Source organism: Soehngenia sp., from assembly GCF_055108775.1.
The window spans coordinates 1-19,462 of the sequence record NZ_JBSQIL010000037.1 but is presented as its reverse complement, the minus strand read 5'-3'; the positions used below and the strand labels follow the sequence as shown (position 1 = coordinate 19,462).

General features: G+C 30.8%; 19 protein-coding genes. 1 reads left to right on the top strand and 18 read right to left on the bottom strand.

Features of this window, described 5'->3' with window-relative positions:
• The 9 genes from ACTB1H_RS06010 to ACTB1H_RS05970 form a co-directional block, all read right to left on the bottom strand.
• A partial coding sequence (locus ACTB1H_RS06010) for an FAD-dependent oxidoreductase (RefSeq protein WP_463261932.1) occupies positions 1-460 on the bottom strand: 460 nt, incomplete at its 3' end.
• Positions 461-464: 4 nt separating this feature from the next.
• Positions 465-1,763, bottom strand: coding sequence for a dihydrolipoamide acetyltransferase family protein (locus ACTB1H_RS06005; protein WP_463261931.1), 1,299 nt, complete (start codon positions 1,761-1,763; stop codon positions 465-467).
• A gap of 12 nt (positions 1,764-1,775) precedes the next feature.
• Positions 1,776-2,774: an ATP-NAD kinase family protein gene (locus ACTB1H_RS06000; protein WP_463261930.1), complete on the bottom strand. Its 999-nt coding sequence runs from the start codon at positions 2,772-2,774 to the stop codon at positions 1,776-1,778.
• Between the two features lie 43 nt (positions 2,775-2,817).
• Positions 2,818-3,789, bottom strand: a complete 972-nt coding sequence (locus tag ACTB1H_RS05995; protein ID WP_463261929.1) for an alpha-ketoacid dehydrogenase subunit beta — start codon at positions 3,787-3,789, stop codon at positions 2,818-2,820.
• Positions 3,786-4,769: a pyruvate dehydrogenase (acetyl-transferring) E1 component subunit alpha gene (pdhA, locus tag ACTB1H_RS05990; protein WP_463261928.1), complete on the bottom strand. Its 984-nt coding sequence runs from the start codon at positions 4,767-4,769 to the stop codon at positions 3,786-3,788. Before pdhA ends, ACTB1H_RS05995 begins: the two co-directional genes overlap by 4 nt.
• Before the next feature lie 13 nt (positions 4,770-4,782).
• Positions 4,783-5,139, bottom strand: coding sequence for a Lin0512 family protein (locus ACTB1H_RS05985; protein ID WP_463261927.1), 357 nt, complete (start codon positions 5,137-5,139; stop codon positions 4,783-4,785).
• Positions 5,140-5,274: 135 nt separating this feature from the next.
• Entirely contained in the window at positions 5,275-7,215 is a 1,941-nt protein-coding gene (locus tag ACTB1H_RS05980) for a sigma-54-dependent Fis family transcriptional regulator (protein WP_463261926.1), read from the bottom strand.
• 11 nt (positions 7,216-7,226) lie between these two features.
• Positions 7,227-7,688, bottom strand: a complete 462-nt coding sequence (locus ACTB1H_RS05975; protein WP_463261925.1) for an NUDIX hydrolase — start codon at positions 7,686-7,688, stop codon at positions 7,227-7,229.
• Positions 7,689-7,801: 113 nt separating this feature from the next.
• A complete protein-coding gene (locus ACTB1H_RS05970; protein WP_463261924.1) occupies positions 7,802-9,436 on the bottom strand; it encodes an alkaline phosphatase in 1,635 nt (544 codons plus the stop codon).
• Positions 9,437-9,577: 141 nt separating this feature from the next.
• Between ACTB1H_RS05970 and ACTB1H_RS05965 the strand changes: the two genes are divergently transcribed.
• On the top strand, positions 9,578-11,011 hold the full coding sequence (locus tag ACTB1H_RS05965) for an alpha-amylase family glycosyl hydrolase (protein WP_463261923.1): 1,434 nt from the start codon (positions 9,578-9,580) through the stop codon (positions 11,009-11,011).
• Here the strand turns inward: ACTB1H_RS05965 and ACTB1H_RS05960 are convergent.
• From ACTB1H_RS05960 to ACTB1H_RS05920, 9 genes are all read right to left on the bottom strand, one after another.
• Positions 11,008-12,066 (bottom strand): DMT family transporter, encoded by a 1,059-nt coding sequence (locus tag ACTB1H_RS05960; RefSeq protein WP_463261922.1) that lies wholly within the window; start codon positions 12,064-12,066, stop codon positions 11,008-11,010. The genes ACTB1H_RS05965 and ACTB1H_RS05960 overlap by 4 nt on opposite strands.
• Positions 12,067-12,070: 4 nt before the next feature.
• Positions 12,071-14,092: a sensor domain-containing diguanylate cyclase gene (locus tag ACTB1H_RS05955; protein ID WP_463261921.1), complete on the bottom strand. Its 2,022-nt coding sequence runs from the start codon at positions 14,090-14,092 to the stop codon at positions 12,071-12,073.
• Positions 14,093-14,179: 87 nt separating this feature from the next.
• Positions 14,180-15,067 carry a VIT1/CCC1 transporter family protein gene (locus ACTB1H_RS05950; protein ID WP_463261920.1) on the bottom strand — a complete coding sequence of 296 codons (888 nt, stop codon included), beginning with the start codon at positions 15,065-15,067 and terminating at the stop codon, positions 14,180-14,182.
• Positions 15,068-15,242: 175 nt separating this feature from the next.
• A complete protein-coding gene (thpR, locus tag ACTB1H_RS05945) occupies positions 15,243-15,776 on the bottom strand; it encodes an RNA 2',3'-cyclic phosphodiesterase (RefSeq protein WP_463261919.1) in 534 nt (177 codons plus the stop codon).
• Positions 15,773-16,522 (bottom strand): NADPH-dependent oxidoreductase, encoded by a 750-nt coding sequence (locus tag ACTB1H_RS05940; protein WP_463261918.1) that lies wholly within the window; start codon positions 16,520-16,522, stop codon positions 15,773-15,775. The genes thpR and ACTB1H_RS05940 overlap by 4 nt, the downstream gene beginning before the upstream one ends.
• A 23-nt stretch (positions 16,523-16,545) precedes the next feature.
• Positions 16,546-16,806 (bottom strand): hypothetical protein, encoded by a 261-nt coding sequence (locus ACTB1H_RS05935; protein ID WP_463261917.1) that lies wholly within the window; start codon positions 16,804-16,806, stop codon positions 16,546-16,548.
• A gap of 70 nt (positions 16,807-16,876) precedes the next feature.
• Entirely contained in the window at positions 16,877-17,590 is a 714-nt protein-coding gene (locus tag ACTB1H_RS05930; RefSeq protein ID WP_463261916.1) for a lysoplasmalogenase family protein, read from the bottom strand.
• A gap of 26 nt (positions 17,591-17,616) precedes the next feature.
• Positions 17,617-18,798, bottom strand: a complete 1,182-nt coding sequence (locus ACTB1H_RS05925; RefSeq protein ID WP_463261915.1) for a sugar ABC transporter permease — start codon at positions 18,796-18,798, stop codon at positions 17,617-17,619.
• 23 nt (positions 18,799-18,821) lie between these two features.
• Complete coding sequence (locus tag ACTB1H_RS05920; RefSeq protein ID WP_463261914.1) at positions 18,822-19,355, bottom strand: ATP-binding cassette domain-containing protein; 534 nt, start codon at positions 19,353-19,355, stop codon at positions 18,822-18,824.
• Positions 19,356-19,462 lie beyond the last annotated feature (107 nt).

The window sequence follows — 19,462 nt, the reverse complement described above, 5'->3', positions numbered from 1 at the left end:
CCAAATTTATACCTTCTATTTGCACTTTCATAGGCTTAGAACCAGTAGCAACTACAATTTTATCAAACTTTAAGATTTTAATTCCCTCTGGAGATGTTATTTCTATTTCATATTCATTTAAGAATTTGCCTCTACCATTTATTAACTCTATATTATACGACTTAAATAATGATCTAATTCCCTCTTCTAATTGACTAATAACAAGAGTTTTTCTAGTATTTAATAACCCTAAATCAAATTTTAAACCATCATGTTTTATACCTAGCGCTTCACTATCTCTCTTTAATAAATCATATAATTCTGTAGAGTGTAGCATAACTTTTGTAGGTATACACCCTTTATTTAAACATACTCCTCCAATATGTCTATCTTCTATAACTGTAACATCAGCACCTAATTGTGCTAATCTAATAGCACATACATACCCTCCTGGACCAGATCCTAGTATCCCTACTTTCATCAAATCACCTCACCAGCTTAGCTAATGGATTTTCTAAAGACTCTTTTAATTTTTGCAAAAACAATGCTGCAACTGCTCCATCTACAGTTCTATGATCAGCAGTTAATGATAAATTCATAGCTGATATAATTTTAATTTCTCCATTTACGACAATGGGTTTGTCTAATATTGCACTTATTCCCAATATAGCAGATTCAGGTTGATTGATTATAGGTGTAAAGCTTTCTATACCAAACTTTCCGATATTTGTAACCGTAAATGTACCACCGTTTAGTTCATCACTAGAAAGCTGATTTGTTTTAGCTCTATAAGTCAAGTCTTTTATTTCTGATGAAATTTGTTTTAAAGATTTTATATGGCTATTTTTTACAACAGGTACCAACAATCCCTCTTCTAATGCAACTGCAACTCCCATATTCACGTAATTTCGAGTAATTATATCATCTCCATCGATAGTACTATTTAAAAGTGGAAAATCTAGTAATACAATCGATGTTATTTTAACTATTAAATCAGTAAATGTGATTTTAAATTCTCTTGATAGATCATCTTTTACATTTATCAATTTTGTCATATCTACTGAGATTGTATAATTAACACTTGGAGCAGTAAATGCACTTTGTGTCATCCTTTCAGATATGATCTTTCTCATTGTACTCATAGGTGTTCTTATTTCTAAAGGTTTAACTAATTCATCATATGCGTTTTTTTCACTTAATCTTAAAACATCTTCTTTATTTATTCTCCCATTCTTATCAATTTCATTAAACTGAATACCTAATTCCTCTGATATTACTTTAGCTGTTGGTGTAATTTTTATAAGTTTGCTCTTTTCGATTTCCCTCTCTATATCTTCTAATATGATTCTTCCATTCGGACCAGTACCTTTAATCCTAGTAAAATCTATGTTATTTTCTATAGCTACTTTCTTTGCAACTGGTGAAATCTTTATTTTTTCACTTAAATCAAAATCATTTTTTTCTTTTTCAGCGAATTTAATTTCTTCCTTATCCTCTGCTGGAGATTCTTTAATTAAATCTCTTAATATTTCAGAAATATCCTCTCCTTTTACTCCAATTATTGCTACAGGCTTTAAACAATCAACTATACTGTTTTCACTTTCTATGATTTTTAATAATATTCCCTCTTCATCTGCTACTACATCATTTGTTAATTTATCAGTTTCTATGCTAAAAAGCTTATCTCCTGTCTTTATTTCTGAACCTTCTGTCTTATGCCACTTTATAATTTTCCCATTTTTCATAGTTAATCCCAGTTTTGGCATCACAATCACTTTTGCCATAAAACCCCTCCTCTATTTGCGTTTGAAAAAGCCTCTTTCTTGAGCAGATTCAATAGTTTTCATTACATCCACTCTGATTGGACCATTTCTCGTTATCTTTACCTCGTAAATTTCTCCACTTTTAAAAATCAATTCTCTTTCCCCATCTAGGGCCATTACTCCATTAAAGTTAAATTCTATTTTGTACCCCTCGCCTATTTTTAGGATTTCTGGTTCGTCGATTCGTATTAATTTCATAGTTCCTGCTGCTATCGGAGCAACATAATAGTCATCCCCAACATTAAGGTTTACACTTGCGCCAAAATCATCTGCATCGGTGATTATTTTTCTAACTCCTACAATGGTTGAAAAACCAATTGCAGCTGGATGAGCATTGGTTACTATTACTTTAACAATGTCTTGTTCATCCCATATAGCTTTAGAGCCAACAAAAGTTTGTCTGGAAATTACACAATCTACTAATGCTATATCCAAAAGATTTGAATCTTTGTAAATTTCTATCCTCTTATCTTTTATACAAGTATTGTTTTTATCACACATATTCATAGCTATAACAGAAGCAGCCATCCCTGCAACTGTTCCCTCAATCATCTTAGGATATACATTGTTAGTCCCTGTAGAAATGCCAATGATTGGAACTTTAGAATTTCCTTTAGCAACTGCTCTTAATGTACCATCTCCTCCTAAAACGACAATTACATCTACACCAATATCTTCCATTAGTTTAGCAGCTCTGATGGTATCAGCTAATGTCCCATGTACATCCATTTTTAAAATATTCACTGATACTTCAAGCTCTTTAGATAAAGTTAGATCTTCGATTGCCTTATGACCTATTAAAAATGTGTCTGGCATAATATAAATTTCTTCAACTCCTGTGCCTTGAGAAGCTAGTATTATCCTTTTTACTATATTTATTTTTTCGTTATTGTCGACAACAGTTGCATGAGAAACTAATCTCCTGATATCTTTTCCTGATGCTGGATTAGCTATTATTCCAATTTTTTTCATCCAATCACCTCTATTAAGAGAGGCAACTTAAAGTTGCCCCATTTTAAACGATTGATTTAGCTGCTTCAATTATGTCTTTAGCATTTGGCATATAATAATCTTCAAGTACTGGTGAAAATGGCACTGGGGAGTTTACAGAACATAATCTTCTGATTGGTGCATCCAAATAGTCAAAACATTCCTCAGCTACTATTGCTGATATTTCTCCAGCAAAACTTCCTCGCTTGTTCTCTTCTGAAACAATAAGCAATTTATTTGTCTTTTCAATGGATTTAAATAGTGTTTCTTTGTCGAATGGGAAAAGAGTTCTAGGGTCAAAGATTTCTATCTCTATTCCTTCTTTTGATAGTTCTTCAGCAGCTTTTAGTGCTTCATGAACCATTCTCCCTGTTGCTGCAACTGTTAAGTCTTTTCCCTCTCTTTTAATATCTGCCTTACCAAACTCAATTGGTTTTGCATTTTCATCAACTTCTCCTCTAACTCCATATAAAATTTTATGTTCAAGAAATACAACTGGATTGTCATCTTCAATTGCTTTAAGCATAAGCCCATAGGCATCGCTTGGAACACTCGGATAAACTACTTTAAGCCCCGGGATATGAGCAATCCATGCTTCTAATGATTGGGAGTGTTGTGCTGCAGCTCTTGTACCAGCACCAAGAGGAAGCCTAACTACCATAGACAATTTTATTTTTCCACCAACCATATATCTCATTTTTGCTGCCTGATTTACTAATTGATCTGCTCCCACAGTCACAAAATCTATAAACATCAATTCTGCAATTGGCCTAGTTCCAGTTGCTGCAGCTCCGACTGCACATCCAATTATTGCTCCTTCTGATATAGGAGTATCTCTAACTCTCTCTTGCCCGAATTCTTCAAACATGCCTGATGTAACCCCAAAACAACCGCCAAAAGCTCCAACATCTTCACCCATAATGAACACAGTAGGGTCTTCTCTCATCTTCTTTGTCATGGCTTCCCTGATAGCTTCCATCATACTAAGTTCTTTCATTTTCTTACCTCCTCTACTATATCAGTGTAGATATCTTCAACAACAGATTCTATTGGAGGCCATGGACTCTCCTCTGCAAACTTAATAGCTTCCTTTATTTCTTTAGATATTTGGTTGTCTATTTCAGTTAATTCTTCCTTGCTCAAAATGTTGTTGTCAATCATGTAATTTATAAGCCTTGGGATAGGATCTTTGCTCATCCACTCTGCAACTTCTTCAGCTGGTTTATATTTAGCTGGATCTCCTTCAAAGTGTCCATGGTGTCTGTAAGTTTTGCATTCTATCAAACTTGGTCCTTGTCCATTTCTTGCTCTCTCTATAGCTTCTTTAGCAGCTTCATATACTGCAAATATATCATTTCCGTCTACTACTACACCTGGAATATTATATGCAACAGCTCTATCAGCAATATCTTGAATAGCTTGATGCCTAGATTGATGCATAGAAATTCCATATAGATTGTTTTCACAAACAAATATTACCGGAAGTCGCCATATACTTGCTAAATTTAGCGACTCATGAAAAGTCCCTTGATTAGTTGAACCATCTCCAAAGAAACATGCACATACCTGATCTGTACCTCTCAATTTAGCACTTAAACCAGCACCTGTTGCAATATTTTGTCCAGCCCCTACTATTCCATTAGCACCAAGTATACCTCTTGTAGCATCTGCAATATGCATAGATCCGCCCTTTCCTTTGCAATAGCCAGTTTCTCTGCCATATAATTCTGCCATCATGTATTTTACATCTCCACCTTTAGCTATTATGTGCCCATGCCCTCTATGTGTACTTGTTATATAATCATCCTCTCTTAAATTTGCACAAACACCTGTAGCCACTGCTTCTTCGCCTATATAGAGATGAACAAACCCATGTATTTGACCTTCAGCAAATAACTTACTTGCATTGTTCTCAAATTCTCGTATTTTTTTCATTGTCGTATACATTTCAATTATCTTGTTATTGTTGAGATCCAAAAAAATCCCCTCCTTATTTGATTTCTACTTCCACACATGCTAATGCGGCTTCAATAGTATCATCTCTGTCATTAAACTCAGGTATATAAAGACCAGAAACTGTTAATCCTCCCTTGACAACAATCACCTCCTTTTCACCTACTGGTAAACTTTCTTTTACTTTCTCTATGTCTACTTCATCAGGTCTACTTACCGCAACAGTTGCCTTAACTTTAATCCCTTTATTTAAGTCTGTTATGTTTAAAATCTCAGTTAACCCACACAAACAAGAATGTGAAACAGCATCCTTTACAGCTTTTTTAGCTGCATTAGTAACATCCTGACCATGAAAATCACAGCCCATACCAAATTCAACTATGAATCTTTTCATTAATCCACCTCCATTTTTCCATTTCACCAATTAATATTGCAAATATCATGCCATACTATTTATCAGTTTAAAGTCTTATTTTGATAAGGTTTATTTTTTAAATAAAAAAATTTCCCAAATATGAGAATTTTAGTCTCATATTTGGGAATTTATTTTAAATTCTTTAGGATTAATGTCATGCTGTTTTAACTTTCTGTATATGGTTGATTTGCTCATCCCTAATAATTCTCCAGCTCTTAAAACATCTCCATTGGTGCTTAATAGAGCTTTCTTTATAACTATTTTTTCTCCATACTTTAATGTAAGCGTTTTATTATTAGTTTCAATTACAGGAATTCTCGAAAATATTTCATCAGGTAAATGTTCTAATTTAATTATATTACCCTCACATAAATAATATGCTCTTTCAATAATGTTTTCAAGTTCTCTTACATTCCCATACCATTCATATAGATTTATGCTATTTAGAAAATCCTTTGAAAAAGTCTTTGTAGTATTGTTAGTCTTGTTCAATCTAGATAGAAAATGTTGTGCTAATAAAAATATGTCCCCTTCTCTTTCTCTTAATGGTGGAATATATACTCTAAATACATTTAATCTATAATATAGATCTTCCCTAAAATTCTTTTTTCTAACTGCTTCTAATAAGTCCCTGTTTGTTGCAGCAATTATTCTTACGTCAACTTTCTTTGGCCATTTCCCACCTATTCTCGTAATAGTAAAATCATCTAAAACCCTTAAAAGTTTCGCTTGAAAATCAAGAGGCAATTCTCCTATTTCATCTAAGAACAATGTACCTTCATTAGCTAACTCAAATTTCCCTATCTTACCTTCTTTATTTGCACCAGTAAAAGCTCCTTTTTCATATCCAAAAAGTTCACTCTCGAAAAGGTCTTTAGGTAAAGATGCACAATTTATCGCTACAAACGGGCCATTGCTCCTATTACTCATGTTGTGAATTGAATGAGCGAATAATTCTTTCCCTGTTCCACTTTCCCCTTCAATTAAAACGCATCCCTTTGTTCTTGCAAATTTTTGAGCTTCTTTTATTGATTTTTTTAGGTTATCGCTATTAGTTATTATATCATTAAATGTGAACATCGCTTTGTTTCCAGAAACTAAATTTACAGTATTTTGTACAGTTTTCATCTCTTTAAATGAAATGGCCATACCGTTTGTCTTTTGTCCAATAACAATATTGGACACTTTAACATTGCATGGTATCTTCTTTTCATTGATTATAAAAATCCAATCTATCCTATCTTTAAATGCTTCTTTATGTTTGAAAATTCTTGTCCCTAAAATATTTCTTATATCTTCATCATAGAGCATATTTGCTTCTAACCCTAGTATCTTCTCACCCGCTTTATTAAGCATTTTAATCTTATAGTCCTCTGTAACTATTATCATGCCATCAGAAACAGCTTCAACTGAAGCTCTCAAAATAGCATGTGATTGATATAATAATATTTGATTTTCTATCGAATAGCTAGCTGCCACAACTATACCTAAACTATGACTGTGTGCATTCTTCGAATGCCCAGACATATCTAAACAGCCAATGATTTCTCCATTTGAATTATGTATTGGTGATGCCGCACAATTCCAGCCATGATGGCTCTTACAATAATGCTCTGCTCCAATAATTTGGATTGGTCTATCTTCATATATACAAGTCCCTATTGCATTTGTTCCGACAAACTCCTCTGACCAAATAGCTCCTGGAACAAAGTTTAAGCTTTTCGTTTCTTCTAGAATTTTTTCTTCCCCAATAACTTCTAAAATAAGCCCCTTTGCATCTGTTAATACAAGAACAAATCCTGTACCCATAACTATATCATTTAGATTTTTCATGATTGGCAATGCAATTGAAATTAATTCTTTATTTTTTTCTTTTTCTGCATCCAAGACTTCTTTTGAAACAAGTTTTCCTTGTCCATGATTTATGTCAAGCGCATTCATAGAACATCTTATCCAAGACCTTTTGATATGATCATTGATATCATCGGCCAAAATTCCTTCTTTTACAAATTTTGTCCAATTTTCTTTATATTTCTCTAACACTTCTTCAAACATGTTTTTCACCTCTATAATTTGAAAAAATTTGTTATTATTCCATTATAGACAGCAACATATATATCATTGTCATGATTATTAAATCTATTTTTTAGGCAATCTTTAATGAATGGGTGAAACTCTTTAGTTAGCACATCTTCTTCCTTAATAAAATACAACTCTCCTTCATCGTTTGATATAACCTGATTTGTCGTGATTTCTCCAAAATATATATAATTTATAAACAGACTATCATTTGAATTTAATGCTATGTACTTTAATTTTAATAAAGAAATATTAGATTCTTTTAATCCGGTTTCTTCGTTAATCTCTCTAAAAATTGCAATATCAGGTGTAAAGATTTCTTCCTTTTCTATATGGCCCCCTATTCCATACCATAACCCACTTCCTATCGAATTATCTTCATTTCTTTTTTGAAGTAGGTAAGTGTTTTTATATTTCAAAAAAGCTGTTACAAAATATTTGATTAACATAATTATCACCGTAATATTTATACCCTATTAATTTTCTATAAATAAAAAATCCAAGATATGAGCATAATTTTTAGATATGCTTTCTATCTTGGATTTGAAAATTTTAAAACTGATTATTTTACTAATTCTAATGCACTTTGTGGTACATAAGTTTTAATCCCGTTGTATACTACTAATCCATCTAATTTCACTATTTCTCCATTTACATAAGCAATATTTTTATTTATTGGCATTTCTAGTTTAATATCGCCTTTTGTAACAATCAAAACAGGATTTTTGGGGTCTGTTAAGTTATCAAATTGAACTTCTGCACCTAAAGCTTCAAACTCGCCTCTGGACCATACAAACAATCTTTTGCTGGTTTCATTCAAATCTAATCCCATTGCTTTTTCTGCATATTTGGCTATGTCTGTATTCTCAATTACACCTGTAAGTAAATCAATGTTCTTTGGAGCATAAACATATAATGTTACATCTTCACCAGTATGACCATTAGTTGTAAATCCTATATTTGCTCTTTTAGCTATCATTGGTCCAACAGTATAATTCATCGAACCACTTTTAGTATTTTTAATTTGCTCTACTTCTTCATTAGTCAAATCATTAATTCCATAATATTTTCTCATAACATCTCTTACGTTTGATTTATCATCATTTAAATGTTTTTCAATCCCTTCACCTGTAAGCTCTGCTTTCTTTAGAGGATCTAAAAATGCTGATAATGGTAGTTTGTCATAATTCGAACTAGTGTTAGCATTTCCTATTGTTATCCCACTATTGCCGTGATCTGAAGCTGCAATAACTAAAGTGTTTCCATCTGTTTTTGCAAATTTTAATGCTTCTCCAACAGCCTTATCAAATGCCAAAATGTCTGATATCAGACCTATTGGATCATTTGCATGTGCAGCCCAATCAATTTTGCTTCCTTCTACCATTAAAAAGAATCCTTTTTCATTTTTGCTTAAAATTTCTATAGCCTTTGCTGTCATCTCTGCGAGTGAAGGTTCATTCTTTTGATCTCTATCAAAATCATAGCTTAATGCTTCTTCTCCAAACATTCCCCAAACTTTTCCTTCTTTAACATTATTTAATTCAGTAAGAGTAGTTACAAAGTTATATTCTTTCTTTATTTCTGAAATTAAATCTTCTTTATCTTTTCTCAATTCTTTTCTAAAGAATGAAGTTCCTCCGCCTAATACTACGTCAATCCCTTGATATACTTGTTGTTCAGAGATGGAGTCATAGTTTTTTCTACTTGGATCATGAGCAGAGAAAGAAGCAGGTGTTGCATGCATAATCTCGCTGGTAGATATAATTCCTGTGGCTCTACCACTTAGTCTAGCTGCTTCAAGCAAATTTGCGATTGGCATCTTTTCATTTCCATTTTCGATAGGTGACAAACCTGGCATCGTATTAACATCAGGCAATACACCAATATAGCCTGTATGTGACTTATATCCAGTCGCCATAGCCGTAGCAGCAGGTGCTGAATCTGCTATTGGCGCATCAGAAGAATAGGTCCTGACCATTCCAACTGCTAATTCATCAAGATTTAAAGGTTTCCCTCCATTATACCATCTAGCCAGAGTAACTGCATCAGAACTCATACCATCAGGTATTAGAATAATCACATTTTTAACCTCATCATATACACTAACCTCGTCAATTCCAACAGCCAATGATGTAAAACTACTAGTAAGTAAAATTATCAAAGTAAGTAACATTGTCATAAATCTCTTGCTTTTCATATACTCATCTCCTTTTAGTTTTGTTTTAAGTTTATCATTCAACTATTAAAAATAAATGATAAATACGTTAACTTAGTATAAACTTTCTAACTATAGTTAAATTTGCTATAATATATGCAATACTATTGTTGGAGGTTTTTTATGAAAGTGAGATTTATTATTTTATTAACAACATTAGCCATAGTTTTATCTGGATGTTCAAACGGTATATCAAAAGAAGAATCTTCGATACCAACATCTAAAGAATTTACAAAAAATGATCTGATTTATTTTATAATGACGGATAGATTCTATGATGCTGATGAAACTAATAATTTTGATGTAGACAAAAACGATTTAAAAAAAAGACATGGTGGGGACTTAAAAGGTGTTATTGAAAAATTGGATTACATAGAATCTCTTGGAGCAACAGCTATATGGTTGACACCTGTGATGGAAAATGGTAAAGATGGATATCATGGTTACTGGATTAATGATTTCTATAAAGTTGATCCACACCTTGGCACTATGGATGATCTAAAGCTACTTGTAGAAGAAGCTCATAAAAGAGATATAAAAGTCATCCTTGATTATGTAGTAAACCATGTAGGATATGACTCCCCATGGTTAAATGATGAAAATTATAAAGATTGGTTTAACGAAAATAAAGAAATTTTTAATTGGAATGATCAATCTGAGGTAGAAAAAGGATGGCTTATGGGTTTACCTGATTTAAACTTTGACAATCCGGATGTAGTAGATTTCTTCTTAGAAAATTCACTGTGGTGGATAGATCAGACCGGAATAGACGGATATAGACTGGATACTGTAAAACATGTCCCCAAAGAGTTTTGGTCTAAATTCACTTCAAATATTCTTGAAAAATATCCTGATTTTTACTTTTTAGGAGAAGTATGGTCAGAAAACATATATTACATTAAACAATACGAAGACACCGGGATAACAGGTTTCACTAACTATCCACTATATAAAGCTATAACTTCTACATTTAATGAATATGGAAATTCAAGCAAACTAAAAAACGCAATTAAAGCCGATTTAGATGTTTTAAATAATCCTAAAAATGCAACATTCATAGATAATCATGATAATCCACGGTTTATATCAAAGCATAGAAACTATGCAGAAGAATATTACAAACAAGCATTAACTTTTATCATGACATATCCTCAAATACCAGTTATTTACTATGGCACAGAAATAGCCATGGAAGGCAAAGATGACCCTCTAAACCGATTTTATATGGAATGGGAAAATGTTGAAAATTCATCTTATTTAGAGTACTTTAAATTCTTATCATCATTGAGAAAAAATAAAATCATAACTTATGGAGAATTTATATTATTAGAAACAGATAATGAAACTTTATCTTATCAATACATTGATGGAAATGATAGCATAATAATTGTCATGAATTTAAAAGATAAAAATAAAGAATTGAATTTAAATATTGAAGGTGGATTGAAGAATTTATTTATTTTTGAAAGCAATGAAAAAATAAAAGTTGCAAATGATAATTTATCTTTAAATCTAAATCCTTTGGAGATAATTATACTCTCTACAGAAAAATTTTAGTGGGTATGTTTATGATGAATATCTGGAGTATGCGAGTGAGAATGTACTAAATTTTCATGTTCATGTACATGTGAATGGCTTCCGACTACATCATAATCATGAAAATGATTATGATGTAAGTCATCGTGCCTATGTGAGTGCTCATGAACCATTTTATTATGTATATGCTCATGCTCATGATTTTCAGATATATTAAAATACACTCCTATTATCATTATAATTAGAGCAACAATAAATCTTATGTTAATGAGTTCATCAAATAATAGCCAAGAAAAAATTACCCCTATGAACGGTGCAACAGCATAGTAAGCACTAGTCCTAGCTGCTCCTAAATCCCTCTGAGCTTTTATATACATAAATATGCTAAGTCCATATGCCATAAATCCCAACGATAATGCTGAAATTATATAAATATAATTTAAATTAATGGATTGTAAATAATTAGCTATAAGTAACGCTCCAAACCCTGATCCTATACCTTTTAAAATAACTATATCTATCGGATTTTTTACTGAAAGTTTTCTAGTAAAATTATTTTCAAATCCCCAAGAAATAGTTGCGAGCAATACATATACTGCTCCAATAGAAAATTTGATTCCCTCAATATTTTCCAGCGAAAGTATGATAGAAGCTAGAGTGATTAATCCTATTGCCAACCACATTTTTCCTCCTATTTGCTCACCAAATAATATTAAAGCTATAATCGCTGTAGCAACTATTTCGAAATTATTTAATAATGACACAGTAGATGGATTAGCTCTCACAAGTCCAACCATAAGTAATATTGGCGCTAATATATCTAATGCTATCATAGCAATTACATAAGGTAGATCTTTTTTATCTAACTTTGCTTCACTTTGAGATTTTATATTTAATGTTAATATTTTAACTATTAACATTCCAAATCCTGCACCCAAATATAAAAGTGCCGACAAAAAAGTTGGTGAAATCTCAGTTAGTATTATTTTAGAAAATGGCGTGCTTACTCCATACAATATAGCAGCTAAAATTGCATAAATAATAGCTTTGTTTACTTTGTTTGAATTCTTTTTCATACATTTATTCCTTTTTTTTACGGTTCGCATTCTTCATTTCATACATTCTTCTATCAGCAATCTTAATTAATCCTTCAAATTCCACTGAATCTTCTTTAAATGTTGAAATCCCGTAACTAAAGGATACTATTACAGACCCTTTATCTACGATGATTGGATTCTGTTCCATATTCCTTAGTAACTCATTTAATCTTTCTTTGAGATTATCATAATCAGTATTTAAAAAAATTGCTACAAATTCATCTCCTGCATATCTAGCAAACACATCGCTTTTCCTTATAATAACAGATAGCCTTTTAGCAAATGTCTTTATAGCTTCATCACCTGCAATATGCCCAAAATTATCATTTATATATTTTAGATTATTTAAATCAAACATAACTAAATGAAAAATTTCATTATATCTTAAAGCCCTTTCTTTAAAGCTTTCGAATAATTGGCTGAAGTAACTTCTATTATATACACCTGTTAATGCATCATGTGTTGCTAAATAAAAATTAGCATGATTTATGATGTAGTTGTTTATAGCAATTTCAGTGTTAGTTTGAATAAATTCCATTAACTTTAAATCATTTTCATCAAATGCATTTTCATAAACTGCATCTAAATTTATAGAGCCATAAAATACATTTTTTACATATAATGGTGCTATTATCGAAGACTTTATATAAAATTCACCTTCTGTAGTATCTAAAGGAACAAATATTTCATAATCTGATACATCTTTTATAATTGCAACCGAGTCTAATTTCCCATCTGTAGCTCTATAGATAAATGTTTCTTCTATTGGTAAGGAAAATTCTTTAATTTCACTAGTACGATATCCTCTATGCGCTACAACTCTTAACATATTATCCTCTTTTACCATAACACTCCCTAATTTGGCATGTTTAATAGCTCTTAAAGATTGTTCTAGTATGAGTTCATAAATTTCACTTATATCCTTATTTGTATTTGCAGCTCTGTTTATAGCAAGCATTGCTTCAGTTGTTAAGGCAATCTTATTAGTTTCCTCTTGGGCAATTTCCATCTGCTTTAACAATTCATTTTTATTTATTAATAATTCATTAATTGTTTTTCTAACTTCAAAAAGCAGATCATCTTTTTCACTTATTTTATAATCTGTATTTATCCCCATTGGAATTTTTAATATATCATCAACTAGTTTTTCAACAGGATAAATGATATTTCTTCTTTCGAATACAAAAAAGAATAAAATAACAAATATAAGACTTATAACAAAAATAACAAATGTATAAATTAACTGCTGTCCAACTTTTAAAGTATCTGCTACAGGCACAAAATTTACTAAAAACATATTTAAAGATTTGATGTAATAATATGATAAAAATCCATCTCTTTCTTCGAAAATAGTTCTTTCTATATAGAAGTTATTATTAGGATTGAATTCAGGAAGTATATTGTATATAGTCATCTTTTTTATACTTTCATCTGAAACATCTACATTATAATATTCGTGACCAATTATCATCCCCTTAGAATCAACAAGAAAAGTCATCCCCTCTTTTTCTCCATTAATTGGATTCAAAATTTGCGAAATTTTATTTAAATCTATATCACTAGCTATTACTCCTTTTAAATCTCCAGAACTATCATAAAAAGGCTTTGCTATAGTTATAGTCCAAGTGTTTAAATATGCATCAGGATATACTTCAGTATAAACCAACTGATTTTCTTCCACAGCTTTAACATACCATGGTCTTTCTTTTACTATATAATCTGCTGGTATTTCCCAGTCTTCTCCTGCTAACAATTCGCCGTCTACAGTGCCTATGTAAACAGCAGTGAATTGTTCCCTCTCTTTCATAACTATCTCTAAATATTTTAAAATTTCTTCTTTAGTTGGTTCAATCTTAATAAAAGACTCTATATCTACCACTACTTGCTCATGAACTTTAAAATTAGATTCTATCAGCTTTATTTTACTTTCAGTTTCAAAAATAGCTCTTGATTGTATTTGATTTTCGATAATATTCGTTGAATAATTATATACAAAAATACTCAAAATGGTGACAAACAATGCCATAATGAGCCCGTATATATAAAATTTTCGAGTAAGTTTATTCATAGATTGTCACCATCCAAATATTACTTATATATCAATACCTAAAAATTGTTTAACTAAAAGACCTATTAGAAAGGATACTGCAGCAACTCCCAAGCTCACTGAAGCCATTTCTTTGAATTTGTTTCTAAATGATAAATCTTTAGCAATAGAAATATAATAATTAAATGCAGCAATAATAGCAACTACTAATCCTATCATGATCAGCAAAGCTATACTATAGCTTTTATCCGGTAATATAGCATATGGTACCAAAAGCAACAAAACGGTAATTAAATACGCAAATCCAGTATAAATTGCTGATTTTAAAGCATCTCTTCCACCTTCGTTTTTCGTAGACAAATATTCCGAAGATGCCATAGAAAGTGTTGCAGATATACCCGCTATAATACCTGCTAATAATACAAGTCTATTGCTTTGCATAGCAAAAGTCCAACCAGCAAGACTTCCAGTAAACTCAACTAGAGCATCATTTAAGCCTAAAACAATTGAGCCAACATATTGAAAGCGTTCCTCGTCTATCATGCTTAGTAGCTCCATTTCATGTTCATCTTCTTCTTTTAAAATTATGTCGATATCTGGTATTTTATGAGTTAGTTCAGCTTTGAATTCTTCAGTAATTGTCTGATTAAATTCATTTAATTTTTTTTCCATTATCTTAGCAGTGAATGTGTATCCTAATAATCTACCTAAAAATACATACCATCTAACTTTTAGCATGTTAGGTTTGACATCTGTTTTAGTATAGTTTTTCCAAATTTCATAATGTCCTGATTCCTCATCAGCTATTTTCTTTAGAATATTTTTATCATTTTCATTGTTTATGTTTTTTAGAAGTCTTAAATATACTTCTCTCTCCATAAGTTCATCTGCTTGCATTCTTTTTACGGCCTCTAAAAAATCCATATCTTTCATTTTAATCACCTCAGGTGCTCTTAACTAATTTACCAATATCCATTATATCCCATTAATTTAAAACTTTCTATCTAATTTATTTTTTGATGTATAATTTACTTATTTTATCGTATAAATACCTTAAGGATTTAAGTGACATATACTAATACTAAAAGTAAATTTTTAAGACCTAAATTTAGATAGGTCCTAAAAATTTACTTTCTTTAATAATTTGATGTATAAGTTTATTCCCAGAATTAAACGATTTAAAAAGAGAAATCCTTCCAACTGTGTAATTAAATTCTATTTTTTCTAGTTCTTTGGGTTGATCTTTTAATACTACATCTCTTCCTAAAGTTATGTGAGGAATATATTTCCGTTCTTCAATCTTTAGATTCAACTCTAACAATCTATTATGAATATCTTTTTGTAAATAGTATAAATGATCATTCTCCTTGACTTTTAACCAATATATATCTCCATGCCTAGTATTAAAAACACCTAACCCACTTATAAAAATTTCAAATGGATTTATGGAATAGTTTTCTATCATGGATTCTATTTCTTTCGTTTTTTCCTCCTCAACCTCACCTATGAATTCTATTGTTAAATGAATATGCTCTTTATGAACAAACTTACCCTTTATAGAATGAGCTTTTAACTGACTAGAAATATTATAGATTTTGTTTTTAGTCAAATCATCAAAGTTTATAGCTATAAACAATCTCATATTTTTAAGTCAAATCCTTGTTTTTTAATTATCTTTAGAATTTCTTGTCTTTTCAAAATAGGATTTTTTAATTTAGCTACTATTTGATCAGAAAATGAATCCACTCTTTTATTAGCATTTCGTAAATCATAGTATTCAGTCATTTTTTTGTCATAATCTTCTATTGCTTTTAAATAATTTTCAAATATAAAGTATTTGTCTTCAAATAGCCTTAAACTCATATCCATGCGAGGTTTTAATTGTGGCTCTTGATTTGGATATCCAATTCCTAGTCCTACTACAGGGAAAGTTAGCTCTGGTAATTCAAAAGTATCTATTATCATTTGTGGGTCATTTAATATGCTGCCAAAATATACAGTTCCCAAGCCCATGGATTCAGCAGCTACAACAACATTTTGAGCTGCTAAACATGCGTCAGTAAATCCTTGAAAAAATCTATCCATGTCATTAGCATTTTCTATGTTTCCACCTTTTTCTTTTGCTATCATCATGTTTCTGAATTGATCTACAATAAATATCAACAGCTCAGGTGCTCTTTTAACATATTCTTGATTGCAAACTTCAGAAACAATAGATTTTTTATCCATATCTCTAACCCTTATTATAGAAAATGATTGCATTCCATTAGAAGTAGGTGTTTGTCTAGCTACTTCCATGAGGGTGTTAAATATATCTTCAGGAATTGGCTTGTCTTTAAATTCCCTAATAGTCCTATGATTTAATTGAGTTTTAATCGTTTCATTCATAAAAATCCCTCCTAATAATCCACTTAAATATATGAGTTCAACATTCCAAAACTAAAAATACCCAACATCATAAGAACAAAATAAAGTACTATTCCTATTATCCAAAATAATATACTAGCTTTAAAATAATTAGCTTTGCTAGGTTTAGTATTGCTTCCAAATGCCCATACAAATGTCATTACAATATTTACTACAGGAATTAGAAGAATCAGCATAGTAATAAGCCATTCTTTAACACTTGCTGTATCATCTTTTACTTGGTAAACATTTTGATTATTATCCATTTATTGCCTCCTAACACAAATTTTATTATAAAAATACCCATATATGATAGTAATATAACATTTTTAATCCTTAACTAAAATCAAGGCCACTCAATGTTATAAAAACTTGTGATGGCAAATAAAAAAACCAAATAAGTCTGAGAGATAAATCATTTAATATATTTAGTATGATATTGCTTGAATTAGTGGATAAAATATTACACAATCCAACATTTATATCGCACAATAAAAAAAGTGTAAACCCTGCCACAAGTAAAGAACTATTTATAGCTGGCAACTTATTGTATCTATGAATATCAAATGCCCTAAATAAATTAGATATTAGATTTACAAAATAAAATAAACTTAAATATATAATTAAATCTATTTCATAAGGTGTTCCTAAAAAAATAGAATATAATATAAATATAACAATCAGAAAACTAATGAATCTAATAAGAATTATTTTTGTCTTATCTTTATGCATTCTAATCCCATGAAATAAATGAGCCACTGAAAAAATAGCTAAACCTAAGATGTAATTACTCCCTTTGATAAGTAAGAAGTAATCAGCAAATAAAGTTAAAAGCATAGCAATATTCAATAAATTGATGTCTAATTTTGATAAACTAACTTTTCTCTCTATGAAACTTAAAGATACTATCAATGCTATAGATATAAATTTAATCCAGTTTGAATAAATATATAAATCGATATAGAATATATCTATTATCATAAAACTGACATATGCAAAAAATAAAACTATTAGAATTATTTTTATCGTTAAGTTAATTGCTTTATTCATATTTTACCTTCTATAACAAAAGCCTGTTATGAATTTCGGTTTCTAGTTACAACATCAAATACTACTGCTAATATTAAAATTGCTCCTCTAATCATATATTGATAAGATATGCCAACACCCATTAAATTCATTCCGTTTGATAATGATGCCATAACAAGTGCACCAATTATTGAACCGGTAACTTTACCAACTCCACCTGCTGCTGATACTCCACCTACATAAGCTGCCGCAATAGCATCAAGTTCAAAACCCATCCCTGCAGTTGTAGTTGCAGACTGAAGTCTTGAAGTGTAAAGAATCCCAGAAAGTGCAGATAACATGCTCATAGATGCAAATACAAAATAAGTTATATTCTTTACGTTGATACCACTAAGTGCTGCAGCCTCAGGGTTTCCTCCTACTGCATAAATATGCCTACCTAATACAGTCTTATTGGTTAAATAATGATATAATCCAGTAACCACTAAAACTATTACTACAGTCCATGAAAGCCCATTATATTGAGACAATATCCATGTAATATATCCTATCATAGCAGCAACTAATACTAATTTCATAATAAATATAGGCATTGAAGATACTTCAAAATTATAACTTAATTTTTTATTTCTATTCCTAAATTCACTATATATATATAAACAAATTGCTAAAACCCCTATAATCAAGGTAGCTACATGTAAGCCTGGAATGTTTACAAATGGAAAATCCGGTATAAATCCATTACCTATATTGTTAAAAGCTTTATTATTAACTATAATAGTGCCCGTTTGACTAGTTACCTGCAATAAAGCTCCTCTAAATATCATCATCCCTGCAAGGGATACTACAAAAGCAGGCACTTTAACCTTACCTACCAAAAATCCATTGAATAATCCTACAACTATTCCTAATACTAATACGATAGGTATAGCTATAAACATTGACATATTATATCTAGTGAGTAAAATAGCAACTATTGCTCCAGAAAATCCTGCTAAATATCCTACTGATAGATCAATATGCCTAATAACAATTATCAAAGTCATTCCTACTGCCAATACTGCAATATATCCAACCGAATTTATTAAGTTGCTAATATTTCTAGGTGAGATGAACATACCATCTGTCAAAATTGTAAACCCAATTATTATAGCAAACAAAGCTATAAACATTCCGTAATCTCTAATATTTTCTTTTAACATCTTCTTTAATTCGTTTATAAAGCCCATTATTTGTCCCCCTCTCGCATATATTAAACTGTTGCAAATTCCATTATTTTATCTTGGCTTGCTTCTTCAATGGGCAATTCCCCAGTAATTATGCCTTGTGACATTATATAAACACGATCACTCATTCCAAGAATTTCAGGTAATTCTGATGATATCATCAATATACACATACCTTGGCTAACTAAATCATTTATAATATTATAAATCTCGAATTTTGCTCCTACATCTATCCCTCTGGTTGGTTCATCTAATATCAATATCTTAGGTTTAGTAAAAAGCCACTTTGCCAATGAGACTTTTTGTTGATTCCCTCCAGAAAGATTTTGTACTTTTTGTTCAATTGATGGAGTTTTTATATTTAGAGATTTTTTGTATTCATCAGCAACTGTAATCTCTTTATTGTCATCAATAATCCAATTATTTGCAATCTCTCTTAAATTTGAAAGAGTTATGTTCGATTTCACATCCTGAATTAATATCAATCCCTCACCTTTTCTATCTTCTGTTACATATGCAACCCCAGCTCCAATAGCATCAGATGGATTTTTAAAATTCATGAGTTTGGTTATGTAGAGGATGTAAAGAAAATTACTGCAGCCGATTTAACAGCGCATCTTGAAAAAATTGTGGCAACCTCTGAAATCGATATCTGTGTTATTGGTGA

What these genes read in the sequence shown, in the direction of transcription:
- ACTB1H_RS06005 (WP_463261931.1), bottom strand. Translation starts at nt 1,763, where the DNA reads ATGGCAAAAGTGATTGTGATGCCAAAACTGGGATTAACTATGAAAAAT.
- ACTB1H_RS06000 (WP_463261930.1), bottom strand. Translation starts at nt 2,774, where the DNA reads ATGAAAAAAATTGGAATAATAGCTAATCCAGCATCAGGAAAAGATATC.
- ACTB1H_RS05995 (WP_463261929.1), bottom strand. Translation starts at nt 3,789, where the DNA reads ATGAAAGAACTTAGTATGATGGAAGCTATCAGGGAAGCCATGACAAAG.
- ACTB1H_RS05985 (WP_463261927.1), bottom strand. Translation starts at nt 5,139, where the DNA reads ATGAAAAGATTCATAGTTGAATTTGGTATGGGCTGTGATTTTCATGGT.
- ACTB1H_RS05980 (WP_463261926.1), bottom strand. Translation starts at nt 7,215, where the DNA reads ATGTTTGAAGAAGTGTTAGAGAAATATAAAGAAAATTGGACAAAATTT.
- ACTB1H_RS05975 (WP_463261925.1), bottom strand. Translation starts at nt 7,688, where the DNA reads ATGTTAATCAAATATTTTGTAACAGCTTTTTTGAAATATAAAAACACT.
- ACTB1H_RS05970 (WP_463261924.1), bottom strand. Translation starts at nt 9,436, where the DNA reads ATGAAAAGCAAGAGATTTATGACAATGTTACTTACTTTGATAATTTTA.
- ACTB1H_RS05965 (WP_463261923.1), top strand. Translation starts at nt 9,578, where the DNA reads ATGAAAGTGAGATTTATTATTTTATTAACAACATTAGCCATAGTTTTA.
- ACTB1H_RS05960 (WP_463261922.1), bottom strand. Translation starts at nt 12,066, where the DNA reads ATGAAAAAGAATTCAAACAAAGTAAACAAAGCTATTATTTATGCAATT.
- ACTB1H_RS05950 (WP_463261920.1), bottom strand. Translation starts at nt 15,067, where the DNA reads ATGAAAGATATGGATTTTTTAGAGGCCGTAAAAAGAATGCAAGCAGAT.
- thpR (WP_463261919.1), bottom strand. Translation starts at nt 15,776, where the DNA reads ATGAGATTGTTTATAGCTATAAACTTTGATGATTTGACTAAAAACAAA.
- ACTB1H_RS05940 (WP_463261918.1), bottom strand. Translation starts at nt 16,522, where the DNA reads ATGAATGAAACGATTAAAACTCAATTAAATCATAGGACTATTAGGGAA.
- ACTB1H_RS05935 (WP_463261917.1), bottom strand. Translation starts at nt 16,806, where the DNA reads ATGGATAATAATCAAAATGTTTACCAAGTAAAAGATGATACAGCAAGT.
- ACTB1H_RS05930 (WP_463261916.1), bottom strand. Translation starts at nt 17,590, where the DNA reads ATGAATAAAGCAATTAACTTAACGATAAAAATAATTCTAATAGTTTTA.
- ACTB1H_RS05925 (WP_463261915.1), bottom strand. Translation starts at nt 18,798, where the DNA reads ATGGGCTTTATAAACGAATTAAAGAAGATGTTAAAAGAAAATATTAGA.
- ACTB1H_RS05920 (WP_463261914.1), bottom strand. Translation starts at nt 19,355, where the DNA reads ATGAATTTTAAAAATCCATCTGATGCTATTGGAGCTGGGGTTGCATAT.